Origin of the sequence: Gluconobacter cerevisiae (assembly GCF_015244675.1) — a bacterium.
Classification (GTDB): domain Bacteria; phylum Pseudomonadota; class Alphaproteobacteria; order Acetobacterales; family Acetobacteraceae; genus Gluconobacter; species Gluconobacter cerevisiae.
The window spans coordinates 49,117-71,038 of the sequence record NZ_JABCQO010000006.1 but is presented as its reverse complement, the minus strand read 5'-3'; the positions used below and the strand labels follow the sequence as shown (position 1 = coordinate 71,038).

General features: G+C 56.1%; 19 protein-coding genes. 8 read left to right on the top strand and 11 right to left on the bottom strand.

Translation table 11 applies throughout. The annotated features are described in order from the left end of the window. The 3 genes from HKD21_RS08600 to HKD21_RS14490 form a co-directional block, all read right to left on the bottom strand. A complete protein-coding gene (locus HKD21_RS08600; protein ID WP_194255298.1) occupies positions 1–891 on the bottom strand; it encodes a transporter in 891 nt (296 codons plus the stop codon). Between the two features lie 78 nt (positions 892–969). Then, on the bottom strand, positions 970–3,441 hold the full coding sequence (locus HKD21_RS08595) for a membrane-bound PQQ-dependent dehydrogenase, glucose/quinate/shikimate family (protein ID WP_194255297.1): 2,472 nt from the start codon (positions 3,439–3,441) through the stop codon (positions 970–972). 171 nt (positions 3,442–3,612) lie between these two features. Then, the gene (locus tag HKD21_RS14490; RefSeq protein ID WP_265588981.1) at positions 3,613–3,735 is read right to left on the bottom strand and encodes a hypothetical protein; all 123 of its coding nucleotides are present in this window, start codon (positions 3,733–3,735) and stop codon (positions 3,613–3,615) included. Positions 3,736–3,870: 135 nt separating this feature from the next. Between HKD21_RS14490 and HKD21_RS08590 the strand changes: the two genes are divergently transcribed. After that, positions 3,871–4,776 carry a helix-turn-helix domain-containing protein gene (locus tag HKD21_RS08590; RefSeq protein ID WP_194255296.1) on the top strand — a complete coding sequence of 302 codons (906 nt, stop codon included), beginning with the start codon at positions 3,871–3,873 and terminating at the stop codon, positions 4,774–4,776. Here the strand turns inward: HKD21_RS08590 and HKD21_RS08585 are convergent. Further along, entirely contained in the window at positions 4,751–5,125 is a 375-nt protein-coding gene (locus tag HKD21_RS08585) for an ArsC family reductase (protein WP_194255295.1), read from the bottom strand. The two genes, HKD21_RS08590 and HKD21_RS08585, sit on opposite strands and share 26 nt — an antisense overlap. A 17-nt stretch (positions 5,126–5,142) precedes the next feature. Then, positions 5,143–5,874 (bottom strand): SDR family NAD(P)-dependent oxidoreductase, encoded by a 732-nt coding sequence (locus tag HKD21_RS08580; RefSeq protein ID WP_194255294.1) that lies wholly within the window; start codon positions 5,872–5,874, stop codon positions 5,143–5,145. 135 nt (positions 5,875–6,009) lie between these two features. On the opposite strand from HKD21_RS08580, the gene HKD21_RS08575 reads away from it, so the two are divergent. After that, entirely contained in the window at positions 6,010–7,689 is a 1,680-nt protein-coding gene (locus tag HKD21_RS08575) for a SulP family inorganic anion transporter (RefSeq protein ID WP_194255293.1), read from the top strand. On the opposite strand, the gene HKD21_RS08570 is transcribed toward HKD21_RS08575, so the two are convergent. Further along, on the bottom strand, positions 7,676–8,026 hold the full coding sequence (locus HKD21_RS08570) for a zinc ribbon domain-containing protein YjdM (RefSeq protein ID WP_194255292.1): 351 nt from the start codon (positions 8,024–8,026) through the stop codon (positions 7,676–7,678). The two genes, HKD21_RS08575 and HKD21_RS08570, sit on opposite strands and share 14 nt — an antisense overlap. Positions 8,027–8,179: 153 nt before the next feature. Here HKD21_RS08570 and HKD21_RS08565 point away from each other — a divergent pair, with 153 nt between their 5' ends. From HKD21_RS08565 to ppk2, 4 genes are all read left to right on the top strand, one after another. Next, positions 8,180–9,109 (top strand): Dyp-type peroxidase, encoded by a 930-nt coding sequence (locus HKD21_RS08565; protein ID WP_194255291.1) that lies wholly within the window; start codon positions 8,180–8,182, stop codon positions 9,107–9,109. 76 nt (positions 9,110–9,185) lie between these two features. Further along, positions 9,186–10,175: a phosphate ABC transporter substrate-binding protein PstS gene (pstS, locus tag HKD21_RS08560; RefSeq protein WP_194255290.1), complete on the top strand. Its 990-nt coding sequence runs from the start codon at positions 9,186–9,188 to the stop codon at positions 10,173–10,175. Between the two features lie 210 nt (positions 10,176–10,385). Continuing rightward, the gene (locus tag HKD21_RS08555; protein ID WP_228121210.1) at positions 10,386–11,843 is read left to right on the top strand and encodes a carbohydrate porin; all 1,458 of its coding nucleotides are present in this window, start codon (positions 10,386–10,388) and stop codon (positions 11,841–11,843) included. Positions 11,844–11,945: 102 nt separating this feature from the next. After that, complete coding sequence (gene ppk2, locus HKD21_RS08550; RefSeq protein ID WP_194255289.1) at positions 11,946–12,863, top strand: polyphosphate kinase 2; 918 nt, start codon at positions 11,946–11,948, stop codon at positions 12,861–12,863. Between the two features lie 61 nt (positions 12,864–12,924). Here the strand turns inward: ppk2 and HKD21_RS08545 are convergent, their stop codons facing one another. Both HKD21_RS08545 and HKD21_RS14385 read right to left on the bottom strand, forming a co-directional pair. Further along, a complete protein-coding gene (locus HKD21_RS08545) occupies positions 12,925–14,070 on the bottom strand; it encodes an acyltransferase family protein (protein WP_194255288.1) in 1,146 nt (381 codons plus the stop codon). Positions 14,071–14,186: 116 nt separating this feature from the next. Further along, complete coding sequence (locus HKD21_RS14385) at positions 14,187–15,602, bottom strand: hypothetical protein (RefSeq protein ID WP_215748037.1); 1,416 nt, start codon at positions 15,600–15,602, stop codon at positions 14,187–14,189. Positions 15,603–16,001: 399 nt separating this feature from the next. Between HKD21_RS14385 and HKD21_RS08535 the strand changes: the two genes are divergently transcribed. After that, positions 16,002–17,066: a glycosyltransferase family 4 protein gene (locus HKD21_RS08535; protein WP_194255287.1), complete on the top strand. Its 1,065-nt coding sequence runs from the start codon at positions 16,002–16,004 to the stop codon at positions 17,064–17,066. 163 nt (positions 17,067–17,229) lie between these two features. After that, entirely contained in the window at positions 17,230–18,765 is a 1,536-nt protein-coding gene (locus HKD21_RS14575) for a lipopolysaccharide biosynthesis protein (RefSeq protein WP_194255286.1), read from the top strand. Between the two features lie 45 nt (positions 18,766–18,810). Here the strand turns inward: HKD21_RS14575 and HKD21_RS08525 are convergent, their stop codons facing one another. Genes HKD21_RS08525 through HKD21_RS08515 form a run of 3 tightly spaced genes read right to left on the bottom strand, consistent with a single transcriptional unit; the run spans position 18,811 to position 21,917 of the window. After that, positions 18,811–19,878, bottom strand: a complete 1,068-nt coding sequence (locus tag HKD21_RS08525) for a tetratricopeptide repeat protein (RefSeq protein ID WP_194255285.1) — start codon at positions 19,876–19,878, stop codon at positions 18,811–18,813. A gap of 31 nt (positions 19,879–19,909) precedes the next feature. Continuing rightward, a complete protein-coding gene (locus HKD21_RS08520; protein WP_194255284.1) occupies positions 19,910–20,536 on the bottom strand; it encodes a phosphatase PAP2 family protein in 627 nt (208 codons plus the stop codon). Next, positions 20,529–21,917 carry an O-antigen ligase family protein gene (locus HKD21_RS08515; RefSeq protein WP_194255283.1) on the bottom strand — a complete coding sequence of 463 codons (1,389 nt, stop codon included), beginning with the start codon at positions 21,915–21,917 and terminating at the stop codon, positions 20,529–20,531. Before HKD21_RS08515 ends, HKD21_RS08520 begins: the two co-directional genes overlap by 8 nt. Between the last annotated feature and the right edge of the window lie 5 nt (positions 21,918–21,922).

Here is a 21,922-nt window from a genome sequence, read left to right as displayed (position 1 = left end):
TCAGAAGAGATAGGCGATCTTCATATAATAGGCGTTCGTTTCCGGCACGTTCCGTCCTTCGACCGAATGGGAATAGCGGGGCGTGAATGACAGGCGTTTGGTGATATAGAACATTGCACCAACGCCTAATGCCGTTTCGCGGCTGCTCGAATTGGCGACCCAGAGGTTGGATGTGTTGTCGTGCATACCGCCGCTGTTTTGCCAGTCGAGCGAAAAGAACGGCTCGAAACGTGACGTGGCTTTCCAGCTGAAACGCAGGTTCGTGTAATACACGTTGCCGGGCGAATAGCTATGTTCGCCGTTGCGGTGTTTGGTCGAACTCACGACGCTGCCCAGATCGCCATCGAAGCTGAAATGCTTCCATTCGTAATCGAAAATGATACTCGATAGGTTCGCCCAGTAATGCATTGCCGTGGCATCCCGCGTCCCTGACGGAGTTTCCATAAAGGTCTGGATGCCGAGCGTGCTGTGTTTATTCGGCTTGAACCACGCCGCCGGGCCGACGATCGTCGTACCCAGACCGCCCCAGTTCTGTCCGTTGGCCAGCGTATAGGCCTCGGACTGGATCAACTCGAAGGCGAAGCTGACATGGGGAATGGCGTCGAAACTGCGGAAATGCACATATTTCGTCATACCGCTCCAGGTATGGCTGCCGCCATGCGCCCGGCGCTGACCGCCGCTGTCATAGACCGAACCGGCAGCATTGCCGTCGCCATACTGCACGACGACGTTGAACGGCTTGAAATCCACCGGCAGGTCGTATTCGTGCGGCCCGATGATGGCCAGGGGAATATCCGCGCCATAAGCGGCAAAGCCCGGAACGAGAGCAACAGCAGGCAACCAGGCTGTCAGGGCACCAAGGCGCACTCCGAGCGTGAATTTGCGACGCATGACATGAATTTCCATAGAGATTGAGCGGGAGTGTGGAGCGTGTCCTCACAGGGACACGCTCCATCCTTGACCGAAAGATCAGTGCGCGGCTGCGCTCTGGTCTCCGTTCAGGCTGTAGGCGATGATATAATCACCGCTGCGGGTGCCAAGGCCCCCATGACCACCTGCGGCGATCACAACATACTGCTTCCCATCAATTTGATAGGACATCGGTGTTGCCTGTCCGCCTGCAGGCAGACGGTCCTGCCAGATGACCTTGCCGTTCGACATGTCGAAACCGCGCAGGTAATCGTCGGCTGTCGCTCCCATGAAGGAGACGCCGCCCTTGGTCAGGACGCTGCCGCCGATGTTGTACATACCGGTCGGAAGCGGAAGGTTGTTATGCGTCCGGAAAGGACCCGTGTCGCGCGTGGTGCCGACGGGGTGCTGCCAGACGATTTTCTTCGTCACCAGATCGATGGCTGTGATCTTGCCCCAGACCGGTCCCTTGCAGGGGATCTGAAGCGGGTTCAGCCACGGGCTGGTATAGGCGATGTACGGCGTACCGTAATCCGGAGACACGCTCAGCGCGTCGCCCTTGGCTTCCGGCTTGTCGCCCTGACCGTTCCACTTCGGCAGGATGCCAGCGTTTTCGGCCTTCTGACGCTTTTCCAGACGGATCCGGAACGGCAGGTAGCTCGCATTGGCGATCAGCAGTTTACGCTGCGGATCGATGGATGCGCCCTGCCAGTCCACCACACCATAGAATGCGGGGTAGACGATCGTCGTCTTGCCGACATGCGGCGGCGTGAACTGACCTTCGTAAGCGGACTGGCGGAACTGGATGCGGCAGATCATCTGATCCAGCAGCGTCGCGCCCCACATGTCGCTTTCCTTGAGGTCAGGCGGCGTCAGGGACGGCAGACCGACAGCGAAAGGCTGCGTCGGAGAGACATGGTCATCCGCTGCAACCCCCGCGGTCGGAACAGGGCGTTCCTCGACCGGATAGCCCGGAACCGGCTTACCGGTGCGACGGTCCAGAACGAAGAACTCACCGCGCTTCGTGCTCTGGATCAGAGCAGGAATGTTTTCACCATTCGGGCCGGGCAGATCGACCATGGACGGTCCGATAGCCAGATCCATATCCCACAGATCGTGATGCACGGTCTGGAAGGTCCAGCGGCGTTCACCCGTCTCGATATCAAGAGCAATCGTGGCGCTGGACGTGGCGTCGTCGAACGAACGGCGCGAACCACCCCAGTTGTCCGGCGGCGCATTGCCCATCGGCAGGTACAGCAGGCCAAGTTCCGGGTCAGCCGTGTAAACGCCCCATGCGTTCGGGGTGTCACGCGTCAGCTCGTCGTTCGGGCCGGGCTTCCAGTTTTCCGGATTGTGACCGGCATCCCAGGCCCATTCGATCTCACCATTGATCGGATTGAACGCACGGATTGCGCCGGAGGGCTCGAAATTCGCCTGGTTGTCGAAAATCCAGCCGCCAAGAACCACGCGATCCTTCACCACCAGCGGCGGAGACGTCACGAAGTGGAAGCCATGCGGCACATGGCCGAGATACTGGCGCAGGGAAATAAAACCATGCTCGCCGAAATCTTCGCAGGGCTTGCCGGTTTCAGCATCAACAGCCAGCAGGCGCACGTCGCCGACCGGGGAGAAAATGCGCTTCTGGCAGGCCTTGGAACCGTCCGGAGCCGTATAGTCGTCCGGCGCCTTGTAGTAAGACACGCCACGGCAGGCTAGATAGACGTTGGCAGCCAGATCCTCGGCAGCAGGCTTGGGATCGAACTTCCACTTCACCTTACCGGTCTTGGCATCAAGAGCCATGACCCAGTTATGCGGCGTGCAGAGATAGAGCGTGTCATCGACCTTGATGGGGGTGACTTCAAGGTTGAACTCGTGGCCCTGATCCGGTCCGGCGACAACACCTTCATCCGCCTTCTGAACGTCACCTGTGCGGGTCACCCAGGCGCGCTTGAGGTTGCTGACATTCGCAGGCGTGATCTGAGCCAGCGGGCTGTAGCGGTCTCCACCCACCGTACGGCCATAGGCCGGCCAGTCGGCATCGGGCGTATCCTTTGCCGTCAGGTCGGACTGGTTGGTCGCGGCCATACGGTCGGCCGGGAGCGTACCGTTGATGGAGTAGGACGTGAAGCAGCTTGCGATAATCGCAACCATCGCAATAACGGCCGAGCCGAGAAGCTCGCGCTTGTCCGAAACCCAGGTCTGACCGGTCCGCCACACCCATGGCAGCAGCATCCAGGCCGCGATACCGACGAGCGTGAAGAGACGGACTTCCAGACCCCAGATGTCGAACCCGACTTCAAACACGGACCAGATGGTCGCCACCAGCAGGAGCACAGCGTACAGACGCGCACCCAGCAGCGGATTGCGGAAGCTGACACCCGCCGCAGCAAGCATCACGAGCCCCATAAGGGCATAGAACCACGAACCACCGAGAACGAGGAGATATCCTCCCCCTCCCAGCAGGAAAAGCCCGACAACTGCGAGCAGGATAGAGGTTAATGGAGACATTACCCTCTGGAGTGAAGCAGACATGACACCTCGTTCTTGCGAAAAACGAAAACCATTCTCTCTGAAATGATTTGTCTTTCCTGATCATCGGCGGAACGCGATATCGTTGGCGCTCCGTCATGGCTGTGACGGACGGGACAGCTCTGTTCGTACGTCAGGAGCGGCAATAACCGGCGCTTGCAAAAGCTCCGGCTTTCATGCCTGTGTCCCATCCGACCCACAGCACTGAACCGGAAAAGAAAGGAGTGTTGCGTTACCGATGGCCTGCGAAGAAACACACCCGATACGCAACGCTTCGCCTTTTCCAGAAGCCGTCATTCCTGAATGTCTCCTCAACAGGCTATCCCGTATGGTTGCACCCTCACCCGATTGTGACTGTCTGCGACGCACCTGTCGCAGAATTGCGACAGGTTTTCGGCATCGGGTGTCTTATCCCACCGCGCGGGCGGCACGATGACCACGGCCACAGCCCGGACATGCCTGTCGGATTCCTGGACGAGATGCTCCACGAACTACAATCTGGATCCGTCCGAACGCTGGGAAACACAGGTCCTCAGTCAGCCTGAACTGCGCTTTGTCAGCGGCCGCACGCAGCGCCTGATCCAAAGCGCACTCCCCGAAATGCAGCGTCTGCATACGCTGGTGGACCCTCTGGATTTCACGGTCATGCTGGCTGACCCCACCGGCGTCGTTCTCTCGCGTCACACCCAGCGCAGCAATCTGAGCGGCTGTCGGCGATGGCGTTTTCAGGCAGGTGCAGTCTGGAATGAGGCCAACGCCGGAACGAATGCGATCGGCACCTGCCTGCGTGAGGAACGCCCGGTCATGGTCGTTCACGACCAGCATTGGCGTCTGTGCTTCCGCAAGCTGACCGGCATGGCGGTACCAGTTTACAATTCCATTGGGGATCTCGCCGGGGCCATCGACATCAGTTCTTTCGTGGCCGAGAACGTGCTGCCTGCTGCACCGCTTCTGATGGATGCGCTCCAGACAACGGCCCGGCGCGTGGAGGAGAAACTGTTTCACGACCGCTTCCGGGAGGACATGATCCTGACTCTCGGACCATCAACTTCGTCCTCGACAATGCTGATTGCGCTGGATCGGGACGGTCATATCCGTGGGGCCACCCATGCCAGCCGCCAGCATATGAACTGGCCGAAAGGCGAACTATCCGGCCTTCCGGCGCTCCTGCCTCTGCTCGACAGTCAGGAAGAGCCGAATTTTCGACGGGCGGAAGCGCAGGTTATCCGCGCCGCCCTTGGAACGGTTCGTGGAAATGTGAGCGCGGCCGCACGTCTTTTAGGCGTGAGCCGCGCCACACTGCACCGCAAGATCAGGGCGCTTGGTCTGGATCACTAGGAGCGGACAGGGCCTTTGTGTAGTCGTCGGGGCGGAACCCGACCAGCAGCACATTCGGCCCCTCCAGTACGGGACGCCGGATCATGGCAGGATGTTCCAGCATGAGCGCCAGAGCCCGGTCCGTATCCAGAGATTCCCGAAGCTCGGGCGGCAGCTTGCGAAACGTCGTTCCCGAACGGTTCAGAAGCTTTTCCCAACCCAGTTTCGCAACCCAGCCTTCCAGCCGCGCCTGCGGAACACCGTTTTTGCGATAGTCATGGAAGGTAGCCGCAACACCGTGCTCGGCCAGCCATGAGCGGGCCTTGCGCATCGTATCGCAGTTGGGGATTCCGTAGATCGTGACGGACATGAAATCTGTCTCCGGTCTCAGGCGACGAGGCCGCCATCCACCAGAATGGATGCGCCGGTGATGTAAGAGGCATCGGGGCTGGCAAGGAAGGACACCGTGCGGGCAATGTCGTTGACCTTGCCGTAGGACTCCGTAGCCGTGAAGCTGCGGATGACAGCGGCACCCTGACCGTCTTCGGGGTTGAGATCCGTTGCGATCGGGCCGGGTTCGACGACATTCGCCGTAATGCCTTGCGGTCCGAGATCCCGCGCCACGCCCTTTGCAAACCCGATCAGACCAGCTTTCGTCGCGGCATAAAGTGAAATGCCCTGAAACGGTGCGCGCTCGCCAAAGGCCGAGCCGATATAGATCAGGCGACCACCCGCCTTCATGTATTTGAGAGCTTCAACCGTCTCGATCATTGCCGCACGCAGGTTGAGGTTCAGGACATCCTCGATCTGCGACACGCTCATCTGGGCGATCGGGCCATAGGGATAGATGCCCGCATTGCACACCAGCGTGTCCAGACGCCCGAACGCCTCATGCGTCTTCGTAATCGCTGCGATATTGCCGTCCGCGCTGCCACCATCGGCCTGCACTGCAACGGCGCGACGTCCCAGCGCTTCGACTTCGCCGACAACTTTCTGCGCGGCCTTTTCATTGCGGGCATAAGTAATGGCAATATCGAAGCCATCCTGCGCCAGCTTCAGCGCAATGGCCGCACCGATGCCACGTGATCCACCTGTAACGAGCGCTACTCTCTGGGTCATGATCCTGTTCCTTTTGCCTGATGGACGAAAAATCCATCCTCATTCTGACAGATCATGGGCCATTTTCGAGCGCGACCCAACCTTCCCCGGAACATTGTGAAGACAGATCCGGACCACAGGCCTAAAACACGCCTCATGTCAGCACAGCCCCAACCCACAGCGCCACGCCGAAAATGGACGGATATTATCGCGGGACTTTCCCTTGCTTCGGTGAATATTCCGCAGGTTCTGGGTTATACGCGCATCGCGGCCATGCCCGCCGTTACAGGGCTTTATACGGTCCTGCTGCCGCTTGTGGCGTTCGCAGCCTTTGGGTCCTCCCGACATCTGGTTGTCGCAGCCGATTCCGCAACGGCGGCTATTTTCTCAAGCGCCATCGGTAAGATGGCGCCGCAGGGCAGCCCGCATTACATGGCGCTCGTCAGCATGACGGCACTGCTCTGCGCAGCTCTCCTGCTTGTGGCGCGGGTCTTCCGGTTAGGATTTCTGGCGGATTTCCTGTCCCGTACCGTTCTCACCGGCTTTCTGGCAGGTGTGGGCGTGCAGGTCTGCATCGCCATGCTGCACGATATGCTGGGGGTGACGGTCCTTACACATAACCCGCTGGTGCAGGCTTACGACACGCTTCGTCAGATCCCGCAGGCCAACCTTATGGTCGCCGCTCTTTCCGCTTTCACGGTTGGCATTCTCATGACCGGACAGCGCCTTGCGCCGCATCTGCCAACGGGGCTCTGTGTCGTCATCGGGAGCATCGCGCTGAGCATGGGACTGAACCTTCCGCATCATGGCGTTCCCACCCTCGGCCATGTTGCGGGCGGGTTGCCGCATTTCGGTCTGCCGGATGTCTCATGGAACGAACTTTTGGCCCTCCTGCCCGTGGCGGCGTCCTGCGTGTTCGTCATCATCGCGCAGAGTGCCGCCACGTCCCGGGTCTTCGGGGAGCGGTTTCATGAAACCGTCGATGAGAACCGCGACCTTCTGGGGCTTTCCGCCGCAAATATTGTCGCCGGTCTGAGCGGTACCTTCACCGTCAATGGCAGCCCCACCCAGACCGCCATGGCGGTGCGTTCCGGTGCGCGCAGTCAGGTTGCACAGGTGACGTTTGCCTGCGTGACGCTCACGGTTCTGCTGTTTCTGACGCACCCGCTGGAGGCTCTGCCCCGCTGCGTTCTGGCCGGGATCGTTTTTACCGTCGCCATCGGGATGATCGACCTGAAAAGCCTGCGCGCGATCCGACAGGAAAGTCCGGGCGAGTTCTGGCTGGCCATGACGACCGCCGCCGTTGTCGTAGGGGTGGGTGTCGAGGAAGGCATTTTCCTCGCTATCGCGCTCTCGCTGTTTCGCCATGTCCGGCACAGCTACGAGCCGCATACGATGGTCCTGCAGCAGGCCGCAGGCACAGGAATTCTGGAAGCCCTGCCTGCGAAGAACGGGCTGGAAACCGTCCCGGGACTTATCGTCTTCCGGTTCTGCGCGGATCTGTTCTATGCCAACTCGACGCGCTTTCGTCAGGACCTTCTGACTCTGGTGGACCATGCGCCGCACCCGGTCCGCTGTGTTGTCCTCGACGCAAGCCCCGTCACGGACATCGACTATTCCGCCGCCGCCGACCTGCGAGACCTGATCGCACAACTCCAACAACGCGGGATTACACTGATTTTCGGACGGGTGAACGTCTATCTGCGCTTAGACATAGATCGCCATCACATCACACCTGCCCTCGGGGCAGGGAATATCTATCCCGAGCTACATACGGCGCTCAAAGCCGCCCACGATATTCTGGACGGCCCGGCGCCGTCCGTCAGGCCTTCCTGACGAACTCGGATTTCAGGTTCATCGCCCCGATTCCGGCAATCTTGCAGGCGATATCATGCCCGTCTCCGCCGTCCGACAGGCGGATGTTCTTCACCTTGGTCCCGCCCTTGACGACCATGGACGAGCCCTTGATCTTCAGATCCTTGATGACCGTAACCGTATCACCATCCGCCAGAACATTGCCGTTGGCGTCGCGGATCTCGCCAGGCGCACCGGCATTTTCTGCTGCCGTTTCGGCCGGGTTCCACTCATGCGCACATTCCGGGCACATCCACAGCGCACCGTCCGGATAAACATGTTCGCACCCGCAGACCGGGCATTTCAAATTGCTGTCCATGATGACCTTTTTCCGTTTGTGGCCGGGGACATTACTGCACGCGAACTGTATTTCAAAACGGGCTTTACCTGTTTTCGTAACCTGTTCTCCAGACGCCGGGCACGCTATCAACGAGGGCACCATTTCTTCTCCGCTGATGAAAAGACTGCTTTCATGTCCGACGCTACGCCCCAGCCCGTTGCCGCCCCCCTGACACGCGCCGCCATTTTCCTTGTCCTGAACATCAATCCCGGCACGGATGCGGAAAACACCATTCGCAGCCTCTGTGCGGATCTTTCAGGCCTGCGCCGCACGGTCGGCTTCCGGGATCTGAACGGTCAGCTTTCCTGTGTTCTGGGTTTCGGATCGAGCGCATGGGACCGCCTTTTTCCTGGCCCGCGTCCACAGGAGCTGCACCCGTTTCAGGAAATCAAAGGCGTCCATCACGCCGTCTCCACACCCGGTGACATGCTGTTCCATATCCGTGCCACCCGCATGGACATGTGCTTCGAAATGGCCAAGCTGGTCATGGAGCGCCTGCGTGCCGTCTGTACGGTTGTGGATGAGGTTCATGGCTTCAAATATTTCGACGACCGGGACCTGATCGGCTTCGTGGACGGCACGGAAAACCCTGAAAATGCCGCAGCCTGCGAGGCCGCCATCATCGGCGACGAAGACGCGGTTTTCAAAGGCGGAAGCTACGTCATTACACAGAAATATTTCCACGACCTCGACGCCTGGAACACCCTACCCGTCGAGATGCAGGAAAAGATCATCGGGCGCAAAAAGCTGTCCAATGTCGAACTCGATGACAAAACAAAGCCCGCTTACGCCCACAACGCTCTGAACGTCGTGACGCGCAACGGCAAGCAGGTCGATATCCTGCGCGACAACATGCCGTTCGGCGAGGCTGGGAAGGGAGAGTTCGGCACCTATTTCATCGGCTATGCCCGCTCCCCGTCCGTTACGGAGGAAATGCTGCACAACATGTTCGTCGGCAAACCGGCAGGAAATTACGACCGTCTGCTGGATTACAGCCGCCCCGTCACGGGTTCGCTGTTCTTTGTTCCGTCGGCCGATTATCTGGACGATATCGACGCCTAATTCCATAGACAGACATGGCCACGCGCTTGACCGAAGTGATAGAAAAACCGGGACACAAACCGGAACAGGGTTGAGCATGTTGCATCAGGGCAAACGGGCCATGCGCTACATGGTAGGCGTTCTTGCAATTCTTCTCTGCGGGACGGCCTATTCGGCTGATCTCACCGGCGGCGGCTCCAGCTTTGCCGCCCCGCTTTATCGAGGATGGGGCGAGGGTTTTCATCGCCAGACCGGCCTGTCTCTGACCTATCAAAGCGTCGGTACCGGTGCGGGGCAAAAGCTCGTCATGACTTCTGGTGCAGATTTCGGAGCATCAGATCTCCCTCTTGCGGACGCCTTGCTGGATGCAAACGGTCTCTACCAGTTCCCGACTGCACTAGGTGCGATCGTAGTGATTATCAATGTCCCCGGCATTGCTTCCAACCAGATGAAACTGGACGGACCAACACTCGCTGCGCTGTTTGACGGCACGATCACGTCTTGGGCCGATCCGCATCTCCGAGCGCTAAATCCCGGCCTGCGTCTGCCGGATCTGGATGTGCTCCCTATCCACCGCGAGGAAGCCTCTGGCACCAGCCATGTTTTTGCGGATTATCTGCATGACGTCGCACCTGACTGGAAAGCCGGGATGTGGGGTGATGGCCCAGAAGCGCGGGGGAATGACGGGGTCGCGGCCAGCGTGCGTCAGTCCATCGGGGGCATCGGCTTTGTGGGATATGCGTTTGCGCGCCAGAACAGGCTCAATACCGTCCGGCTAAAAAACCATGCGGGGCAGTTCGTCGCGCCGGAAAAAGCGTCGTTCACCAGTGCCGCCACCAGCGCAGACTGGTTGCACGCTGACCATTACGCCGTGAATCTTCTTCAGGCCCCGGCGCCGCAGGCCTGGCCAATCATGAGCGCAACTTTCGTTCTGGTTCCTGTCCATCCGGCAGACAAAACGGCAGCCTCCACCACAAAAACATTTTTCAGATACGGCCTGAAACAGGGCGATGACGTGACGCGGGATCTGGATTACGTGCCACTCCCCACGAGCGTAAAAGACAGGATCCTGTCCGGCTGGCCCTGAACTCTGCCACGTCATAATAACTTCACTTCACTTCCCCCTCTCCGTCCTGTGAATGGTCCGGACAGTACACGCCCTCAGGGAAGGGGAACCGTCTTGCCAGACCGCGTTCCGGATCATTGCCGATCTCTGCATGTCTTCAGCCCTGCCGGAACGTTCGATCCGGTTTTTCCGGCGCTCACCCTCCCCGCATCTGTCTGACGGGATATCAGCATGTCCGAAGGACGTTCTCCTTCGCTCCTGCGACTGACGAGCGCATGGCTCGCTCTGGTCTCACTGATCGGAACCGCACAGGCCGCAACCGCTCCGCTCGTTACAGATGTGCTACCCTCGGGCGTTCCCCTACCCTCACCGGCACCGGGATTCGTCCTGCCTCCTGAAGATGCGGGTACCGAACTTCTCGGGGATGTCGGCGGCGCAAGATCCTGGCTGGGCCGAAAAGGAATCCGGTTCAACCTTCAGGATGTCGAGGAAATCTGGGGCCTCGCCTCTGGTGGCCAGCATCCCGGTCCGACCTATGACGGCATGACGGCTGCCAGTCTTCTGCTAGAGACCCGCCGGGCCTTTGGATGGCATGACGGGCTGTTCAATATCAGCGCCATTCAGGTCCGGGGACGATCTCTGGCCGGAGAACGTCTTGGCTCCCTCAACCCGGTCAGTGGTTATGACGCAGGCCGGACGACACGCCTGTTTGAACTCTGGTACGGGCAGGGTTTTTTTGGAAACCGACTGGACATCCGCGTCGGAACGATCGATCTGGATACCGAATTCCTGGTCAGCCAGAACGCATCCCTGTTCCTGAATGGAAGTTTCGGCTGGCCACTTTCAACGTCCAGCAATCTCTATTCCGGTGGCCCTTCATGGCCGTTTTCCGCTGTCGGAACACGGATCAAATGGTCCCCCGCCTATCCGCTCGTTCTCATGCTCGCCATCACGGATGACAATCCAACCCGAGGCCCCTTCTACAGCACTCTCAGCGCGACACGGATCGACCCATCAGGGACCACTTTTTCCACGAGAGGCGGAACCCTTTTCATGGGAGAAGCCCAGCTCTGGGTCGATGCAGCACAGAGTCTCTCGGGAAAGGATGCACCCGCCCTTCCAGGAACCTGGAAGATTGGCGGCCTATACGACACAGGGCGCTTTCCGGACCCGCGTTTTGACAGTCAGGGCGGCCTTCTGGGCAGCCCTGACAGCACCGGTACGCCCTTCTACCACTCCGGGACCTGGCTGGGATATATCGTTCTTGATCAGGCGCTCTGGCGAACCATCGGCGATCCGGTCAAGGCCATCAATGCTTTTGTACGCACCACCATGGCCAGCGGCACCAGAAACCGTCTTACAGCAGAGGTGGAAGCCGGACTGACCTTTCAGGGGTTTGTTCCGTCCCGCCCCAACGACGTCATTGGAATTGGCTGGGGAACAGGATTTTTCAGTCATCGCGCCAAAGAAAACGCGCGGGACGTCATTCGTCTTTCAGACAGTACGGCCAGACTTCTGGTGCCAGAAAATCATATCGAGCTGACATGGCAGATTCCGGTTCGCGATTACGTCACTCTCCAGCCCGATTTCCAGTATTTCTGGAATCTGGGCGGCCAGGAACCAGCAAAAGGTGCTGCCTCCGCATCACGGGGAGCCGTTCTGGGTTTGAACATGACCACGTCTTTTTAAAAATCTGCTCTGTGATTTCAATTAAGTTTCAAACTTCAGATCTGCTTTGCCCGGTAAGGTTCTGTTCACGGTCTGTAAAGCCGGTGACAAAGGAACCCATTCATGACGCAGGACAACGATTTCGGCGGTCTCTCGCCAGACGAACAGGCTCGGGCGCGCATGCGCTACGAAATCATCGATGATCTGGATGAAGAATTCGAGCTCTCTCTGGAAGAAAACGAAGGCGAAGGTCTCGATCCTGCTGACCGTGAGTTCCGTCGCACCTATTTCCGCGAACTGATCCGCCTTCAAGGTGAACTCATCAAGCTGCAGGACTGGGTCAAGGCCAGCGGCGAGCGTATTGTGGTCCTCTTTGAAGGTCGGGACGCTGCTGGAAAAGGTGGTGCGATCAAGCGTATTACCCAACGTCTGAACCCACGGATCTGCCGCGTCGCAGCGCTTCCGGCACCGAATGACCGCGAGCGTACACAATGGTATTTCCAGCGTTATGCGGCCCACCTTCCCGCCGCGGGCGAAATCGTTCTCTTTGACCGCAGCTGGTACAACCGTGCTGGCGTTGAACGCGTCATGGGGTTCTGCACAGACGAAGAATATGAAGAATTCTTCCGCTCCGTTCCTGAGTTCGAGCGCATGCTGGTCCGGAGTGGCATCCGGGTCATAAAATTCTGGTTTTCAATTACGGACGAAGAACAGGAATCCCGTTTCCGCGCCCGGATCGAAGACCCGCTGAAGCAGTGGAAACTCAGCCCGATGGATCTTGAAAGCCGCCGTCGTTGGGAGAGCTACACGCTGGCCAAGGAAGTCATGTTGGAACGCTCCAGCATCCCCGAAGCGCCATGGTGGGTCGTCCCCGCCGTTGACAAGAAACGCGCGCGCCTGAACTGCATCGCCCATTTCCTGTCTCTCGTGCCTTATGAGCCCGTCAGCCGTACAGAGGTGATTCTCCCGGAGCGCGTGTTTCATCCGGATTATGAACGCGAACCCACCCCCGAGACCATGCTCGTCCCCGAGCGCTACTAAAGACCACACGCTCTCTTCCCGTTCAGTCAGACGGGAAGAGAATGCGCCTGATTTTCGTTATTCATCCCCGAGCAAGAGCAGCCCTAACGTGGCGCTGAAGGCTTTTCCCAAGATCATTGAAAGGAATTTCAATGAAACGATAGGAAAAATAAGACGCCCCCAAAGAGATGGCGAGAACCGGAACCAGCATCAGGAGCATCTGTGCCGGAAGCGAATACGGAACTAGAAAATGCGCCATCAGCCGCGCAACAACGACAATAACCAGAAAATGAACGAGATATATTCCAAAGGAAATATCTCCAAGCCATACCAGCCAGCGTGCTGAAAGAAGTCGGGCCATATGGTTCTTCGTCGCCAGACCATAAATGATAAAGGCGGCAAAAATGGCTTCGACAAGACTGCGGAGTGGATCGTTGAATGGTAGATCGACCCGACCTGTCACTACTTCCACCATCTTCCAGGTACACACAAGCCCGATGACCGCAGCGTAAAAAAAGAGGTCGGAATACCGTTTGGTATAAGACTGTAAAATCCTGAAGGTCAGAATCCCAATAACAAAATCGACTGCATAAAGCACAGGAAGACTTTTCCCACCACCATCGGCCGCAAGAAACGACAACACTGTTGCAATGACGAATGTTAATGCGGCAAGCCAGAGACGTCCGGTGCAGGCTTTGACAAGAAATGGCAATATTAATGCCACCAGCAATTCACAGGCGATTGTCCAGTTCTGGGGAACGAGAGCACTGTTCATACCAACGAAGCATCTGGCCAGAATCGAGGCCGACAGTGGCACGTCGTGCGCCAGCAACCCTTCGAACCAAGAGTTGGCAAATGGCACTTTCCATGTCGAAAAAGCCGATTTCACATAGAAGAACGAAAAAGCCGTTACGACTGCAAGCAGCGGCACAATGCGAAAAAAACGCCGCACGTAAAATCCGGCAAGCTCACTCACACTTGTGGGTTTATTGAAAAAAGAAGGAGACAATACAAAGCCGCTCAGAACAAAAAATACGACAACGGCAGCTTGTGAATTGAAAAAGATATTTTGGTACGCAAGCCAGAAGGTTTCGCCTCCCGGAAAGCAACGAACATAATGCCGCATCAATACGGTTAAGGATGCAATACCCCGCAATGATTGCAGGGACGGGATATGATCCCCAGAAGGTCTATTCAAACGGGCGGTCTCGTGCGTCCTGTCAGACATTCTGTTTGTTTTTCCTGAAACGATTTTGTTTCCAACATTAATACTGGAAACAAAAAAGAAGCACCCATTGCCGGGTGCTTCTTCTCAATTCCTGAATCTACTGATCGCCGAAGCGATTAGCTGCCCCAGGGTGACGGGTTATGGATCACAGGTGTCTGGGAATGCGACGAAGACTGTCCCGATGAGGAGAAGCAGCCATGTGAACCGCTCTGCTGACCCCAGTTGGAAGAGCAGTTCCAAGCACTACCGGCCTGAGCGGAGTTTCCACCATGCCAGTTGCTGCCACCACAGTTGCTCGGCTGCCAGCCCTTGCAGGACGAGAAGGCGCTGTTCCAGGAAGAAATGATCTGCTGCATGGAAGACGAGTAGTCACACCCACCAGATCCCCAACCCCAGCCCCAGCTGGTGCCATGATCGCCACAACCCGTGCTGGAGCCGTTATGACCGTTCCAACCCGAGTGGCCATTCCAGCCTGAGTGACCGTCGTGGCCGTTCCAGCCCGAGTGACCGTCGTGACCATTCCAACCCGAGTGGCCATTCCAGCCTGAGTGACCGTCGTGGCCGTTCCAGCCCGAGTGACCGTCGTGACCATTCCAACCCGAGTGGCCATCGTGGCCGTTCCAGCCGTAGTGGCCGTCGTGGTCACCCCAATGGCCACCGTGACCACCACAATGGTCGCCAGAGTTACCACTGTTCGCGGATGTGTCAGAAATAAGATAATTACCGCTCTTATCCTGCGTAATCGCGAGCTTACCCGGCGTGTAACCGGAAGCCATTGTGACACTGTTCAGGGTGAGCGTGTGATTATCGCTTTCCTGTACAACAAGGCTGTAGCTACCATCGGCGTTCTTGGTATACGACGCGGAAAGCGGCGTTTCACCGGTATTCGCCGTAATACCGAACTGGGTCTTGTCAGAAACACCCGAGAATTTGGTGTCGACCGCTTTGTCCGAACCATTGAGGAAAAACTGTTCGCTCGACTTGGAGTCGAAGGAAACAGACACGCCCGTTGTCAGGAAGCCCGTGTACATCGAGCTGTTTCCAGAGAGCGTAATGTGCATCGAATTTTCGACGTTGATGCTAGCCGTCTGGCTGCCGAACGTGGAATTAATCAGATTCACAGTACCGTCGCCATTCAGGCGCGAACCAGCTCCCATGAAAACATTGCTACGATTGTTTTCAATGGTGAGGGTACCGCTCATGACATTAATGTCGCCGAGCTGAACTGCCGAAGGCGTGTCGATGACGATGGAGCCGTACTGAAAAACCTGGAAAGCGCTGGTCGAGAAGACAGGAGAGCTTTCGCTGGACTGGCAGGAAGATGCCGTGATGTCGAGCGTGCCGTACCCACCGATTGTCAGGCTAGGAACAGCCGTCGCACTCGGTGCGCAAGCTACGGCTTCAACCGTGGCGGTGGAGCTCGTTCCAGAAATGGTAACGTCATGATATGTCGTCGGAGACGCACCGGTCGACCAGTTCTTGACGTTATAAAAGTCGCCGCTAGTGCCACCAGTCCAATAAGTCGAAGCCATGTCACAATTATCCTGCATAATCGGGAGCAATCCCGACGTATTATAAATCAACCTATACGCACCGAATTGTTTATCCGTGCATTTTTAGATCGAATAATATGCGCCTATTCGCACACAGGGAGAATTTTTTCTCATTAATAAGACGTTAAAGCATTTTTTTATTATCTCTGGTCTTTAGCTGAACGGAGATCGAGCACAGACTCGCTTAAAGATGACTCTTTCTCACACCGGCCAACTCAAAGAATCCTCCAAGAACAAAGACCAAATGATCTTTGGCACCTCGTTCTTTCGTTAAAATATGATTAATTCTATTCTATGTTTAGTTATTAATTTATATTTCATTAACAATTGTAAAATACGTGGTAAACAAATGGAATATTATCAATTACTAGAAATCAGATGCGCATTCTTCATCTTTCCAATCACTGCCGTTTTGCCAATGGCAACGTGCATGCCGCTGTTGACCTTGCCTGCGAGCAAACCGCCAAGGGACATACCGTCGCATTCGGTAGTTCTGGCGGGTACTTCGAGCCTCTCCTGAAGAAAAATGGAGTTGTTCTGATCGATGTGCCACAGGAAGCAATGACAGTTCGGAAGGGAATCAGGACGTTCTTTTCTATATGGAAAGTCATCCGTGAATTCCGACCGGATGTGATTCATGCCCACATGATGACCGGTGCAGTGCTCGCCAAACCCTGGACGTGTCTCTTTGGAATTCCGCTTGTAACGACGGTTCATAACTCTTTTGACTGGCATGCCATCCTCATGGGATTGGGAGACCGCGTCATTGGGGTCAGTCGCGCTGTATCGGAAGAAATGATCCGCCGTCACGTTCCCAGATCCCGTGTAAGAACCGTACTGAATGGCACGCGCAATGCTGTACGCCGTAAGGAATGGCCAGATCAAAATCTTGATCTTCCACGACCCAACCTGATTTCAGTGGGCGGCCTCCACCCGCGCAAGGGGATTTCCACCCTGCTGGACGCTTTTGAGATGATATGGCGCAGTCATCCTGAAACAACATTGAACATTCTGGGAGACGGCCCCTACAGAGAGCAGTACGAAAAGCAGGCTGCGGCTCTGGAGGGAGGCGCCAACATCCTGTTCCGTGGGGCTTTACCAGATACGGGATCATGGCTGAACGCATCGGATATTTTTGTTCTGCCGTCCCTGCGTGAACCTTTTGGATTGGTCATCTGCGAAGCACGTGAAGCAGGCTGCGCCATCGTAGCAACCGATGTGGACGGTGTGCCAGAAGTCTGCAGCGTCGGAAATGCCGGCCTGCTCGTGCCCCCGCAAGACGCACCAGCTCTTGCCCAAGCGGTGTTATCACTCCTGGATAATCCGGAACTTCTGGCTCAACAGAAAGCAGCCTCGCTCCGCCACATAGAATTTTTCGATATCAGCCGTGTCTGTGACCAGACGATGGATGTGTATCGCGAAGTCATCAAACAGCGCGGATGAAAGGCTCAGGCAGATTTGCCCCAAATAAAGACGGGCAATAAGAATTTTATATTTCAGGGCATGGAACAAACGGCCTGAAAGAAATAATCTTGAAACCTGAACATGTTCTGGACTGGTGCCATCCTTCGCCGGGGTGGCTGCGTTGAAGGGTTGACGTACTTTCGTGACTAATAGCCTCGAACCGGAAAATGCCCCGATCCCGGAGCAGGAAGCATTTACCAATGTCGGCGCAAAAGCGGCCCGTGGAGCGGCTTTTCTTGTCGGTGCCAAGCTGCTTGGCCGTTTTCTGGATTTTGTGTCACTTGTTGTTCTGACACATCTTCTACTGCCAGCTGATTTTGGTGTGGTATCTCTGGCCATGTCCGTCATTTATCTGACAGAAGCCATTTTCGAACTCCCATTGTCTCAGGCGCTGGTTGTTCTGGAGACCATAGACAAAGACCATCTCGACACGGCATTTACGCTTAGTTTCCTACGCGGCTCCACTATTTGTGTCCTTGTCTTCCTCATTTCCTTACCGTTTTCCATTTTATACCATGATTCCCGCCTCTTCCCGCTGCTCATGGCGCTTAGTCTGGCACCTGCGCTGCGCGGAATGCAGAGCCCAGGTTTGGCGCTTTATGCAAAACGTCTTGATTTTTCGCGCGAATGTATCATCGATTTTCTTGGAAAATTCGGCGCTCTGATCGTTGCTGTCTTTGTGGCTGTCACAACGCGTTCTTACTGGGCCGTTGCTGCAGCGACGATTACGAGTACTGCTTTTGGAATGATCGTTTCTTATGTGATCTCTCCATACAAACCGCATTTTACGCTGTCGCGATGGAGCGATTTCAGAAATTTTCTCGGCTGGAGCAGTGGCGGTCAGATCGTCAGTGCCATCAACTGGCAATATGATCGTCTCATTCTGGGACGTCTGGTCCCTCCACAAACGCTGGGTGCTTTTTCAATCGCGAGCGATCTGGTGGGAATTCCATCGCAGGCTATCATTGCGCCCCTCAGCCGTCCCCTGCTTTCAGCTCTTGTGGCCCGCCGGGATAATCTGGATCATTTCAGAAATCTCTACCAGATGTCGAACGCTACTGTGTTCATGATCATCCTTCCTATCTTTATTGAGATGTCTTCCCTCTCAAGCGAGATCGTCCACACGATTCTAGGACCAAAGTGGGAGAAATCCATCACCTATATTTCCCTGCTCGCTATTCCACCGATTCTGGCGGGACTGGCAGAAGGTATTTCGGCACTGGTCATGGCTTTCAAAAAAAACCACCTCTACATGCGCCTTAATTCGCTGGAATTCGCATTCAAAATCCCCATCATCACAGGTGCATCCTATTTTTTTGGGGCGCTTGGTGCGTGCTGGGGGCGTATCTGTGTCGCGTTCATCATGATGCTTATCTATCTCTCGACCACCAAGACGCTGATCAAAGTCTCTTATAGCGCGGTCATTTTTCAAAACTGGCGAACCTGCCTGGCCGGCATCGTCTCATGGCTCAGCATAGAAAGCATCAAATGGTATCTCCTGCCATCTTCATGGCCAGGCATTGTAAAACTTTTCATTCTCGGCTCCGCCGGGCTCATGGCCTATGTCTTCGCACTGCTCGCACTCTGGGCATTGAACGGCAAAAAACCTGGGTCCGTAGAAGCCAAGGTCGTCGGAATATGCATGTCGAAACTAGGGAAAAACCGCGCCGCGATTTAGCGCAGGCGCACCCGACAGACAGACCTCTATCACTGTCGGTCCGACTTACCGGAGACGTTGCAGGAGTTCTTTCGCAGCAGCGTTTCCGCGCGATGCTGCAAAATCCAGAAGCTTCCTTGCTTCCGCAGGATCAGCAGCACACCCCATCCCATTATAAAGTAACTGAGCCAGCGTTACCGCAGCCCCTGCATGGCCGGACTGTACAGCCCGGCGATACCAGGAATGAGCTTCCGGAAAATTGGGCGTCACTCCATCCCCCTGAAGGTTGATATCCCCGACCAGTGCGATCGCTTCAATTTCTCCACCCTGCGCGGCTTTGCGTAACCATGTCTCGGCTTTGGAAACATCGCGCTCCACGCCCCGTCCCTGATAATAGGCGATCCCAACCTTCATCTGCGCCCCGGGTCGACCGTTTTCAGCAGCTTTCATGAAATGATCGAAGGCCTGAGTGTCTTTCCCGCCTTCATATTCCAGAACAGTCCCAAGCGTCAGTTCAGCATCCGCAAGACCTCCCTGCGCGGCCTTGCGAATATAGACTAATCCATGCTCGCGCTCCGTAGCGTTTTGCGCAGTTCCAAGCAGATCGAGACCATAACCATAAAGACCCTGCACGCTACCTGCCTCGGCGGCCCTGCGGTAAAGTTCCCGACCTTTTTCCGGATCGCGCAGGCTGTCAGGCCCCTGCATCAGGAGATGAGCCATCATTGCCATGCCGTCCGCATCTCCACGATCAACGGCCTTGGCCGTCCAGTGCAATGCGCCTTCATAATCAGGCTCACCCTGTTCGGGAATTCTTTCAAAAACTGTCGTACGATTTGCGGACGTGGGCCCCAGCCCCATGTAACACAACTGTGCCAGTTTATAGCACGCTTGTGCGTGGCCGTGGTCTGCGGCCTTCTGGAACCAGCGCAGAGCTTCCCCGGGATTTATGGGCACGTCTTTGTCCGCCAGATAAAGCTCTCCCAGAGCGAACTGGGCCTCCGCATTTCCTGACGTCGCCAAAGTATGGAACTGCCTGAGTCCCTGCCTGACCTTTCCGCTCTCCAGCAGTCTCTTCGCGCTTTGCAGCTTTGCCTCGGGCCTGAGAAATAACGGGAAGCCGAGTTTACTCATGGTACTTTTCCAGATTTGAACAAAAACAGGGTTAGGCGACTGGAAGTGTTACAGGACAGTGCCTGAATGGTGCAACAAACCGATGTGAAAAATATTCGAGCCATACTTCTGCCGGAGAACGTAAACCGTGCAATGACAATGCAACGATCAGAACTGCTGCAAAAAACATTACCACTGACCATTCGGGCTGTTTTTTTTGTAAGGACGTCTGCATTTCCCGATATCGTGCGAGCACAAGCAACAAAACGCCCAGCAGCCCTACTGCAGCACCGACACAAACCTCGACAATGGAATGTACATGCAGCCAAACGCGTGCGGCGCCAGCGAGCAGTGCAATCCCCAGAGCCACCACAAAACCCGTAATCGGCGATCGGCCAAACAGCACAACCATGCTGCCATAAACGAACGTCGTACCTGCTGTATGCCCACTTGGACTGTAAAGATTCTGGCCCGGAATCCGGCCGCATGCCTCAAACCGTAATTTGAGCACCAACATTGCGCCAAACACCAAGATTACCAGAGCCAGCCACTGAAAAAATATCTTCCGCCGTCCCTGCACGATCAGCAGAAAGCTACTCAGAGCCATCACTGGCCACAGGATATTTTCGTCTCCGAAGTCACTGAAAAATCCGATGACACTTACGAGGCCGTCAGGCACGCACCCGCTTTCCTGTTTTGGTCTGAAGGCGAATCAACGCCGATACCAGCATGGCCAGCAACACATAAAAATCCATCGTGCCCAGAACTGGCCCTGAAATAAGCGTTGCTACGGTTCGTCCGAGCAACGCCGTGAATGTCGCCTCAATGATCCAGGCATCAAATGATCGCTCGCTCGCCGCAGCCTTGAGGGTGCGATATATTTTCAGAAACAGACTTCCATTCCAAATAACGAGAAGCAGAACACCCACAATACCTATCGTCGCCAAGAACCCGGGAAGAAGACTGGAGGACCGGTCGCTTCCCCAACCGGTACCAAGACCATAGGTGTCAAACGCGAGCTGGTAAGAGTCAGCATCCTTCTGGGTGCGTTCTTCATAAGAGGCTGACTGCTTTTTATCCTGCGTTTCCAGCATGACTTCTGCTGCCGCCTTGATGACATCGGGAGCAAAAGCTGTCAGAGCCAGCGTGGTCACACCCATACACAGTATTCCACCTGCAATGAACATCATCAGACGCCGAAACAGTCGTCTCTCACGACTCAACACGGCATAAACGATCAACAGACCCAGCCCGATCAGCATGGCGACATAACCTGTGGTCGACGTCGTCATTAACAGACACAGAGTGCTGAGAAAAACCATCAACCGCGTCGCCCAGTTTCCATACCCTCTCAGGGTGCACCATACGGTTGAATAAAGCGTTCCTATGAGGAACGTCGCACAGGCTGCGGGTTCGGTGAAGGTGCCGTTAATGCGCGGTACCGGACCGCTCATCTGCTCATCAAGCACTGCCCAACCAGGGTTGGAATAGAAAAATTCTTTTGGAAATGGAATGCTTCCGACCAGGCGGTGCGCCATCTCCCAAAAACCGACCAGACACGCCAGGGCAGCTCCGACCAGATAGGCGTTATAAAGCCGACGCGGGTCTGCTTCACGCCGCGTCAGAAAAAAAACAGTCATGACAAACATGATAAGGTTGAGAATCAGGTAACAATCCTGGGTCATGTTTCCGCGCGTGGGCGCGAGAGGGACCCGGGCTGCTACCTCATCAAGCTTCTGTGGCCACACCAGAACCACACCTTCAAAAAGGCGTGGAAGCAGGATGGAGCCGAGCAACGCCCATAAGAACGCAAGGAAAAGCGGCGTGCAGAATCTGAGGACCGGCCCCGCTGCTCGAAACTTGACACCCAACACCAGCTGGAGGCTCATAAAAGCAATGAACAACATACCGGGAGCCATGACTGGCTGCAGGCCAAGGCCTCCCATAACCAGAATCGCCGCTGCCTGAAAGACGCCTCCCAGAAAGGCCAATTCCAGCAGTCGTTGCGGATTTTTCTTAAAAAAGAAAATGAAGCTGAGGGGCCAGAAAATCAGCCCCATCGCGG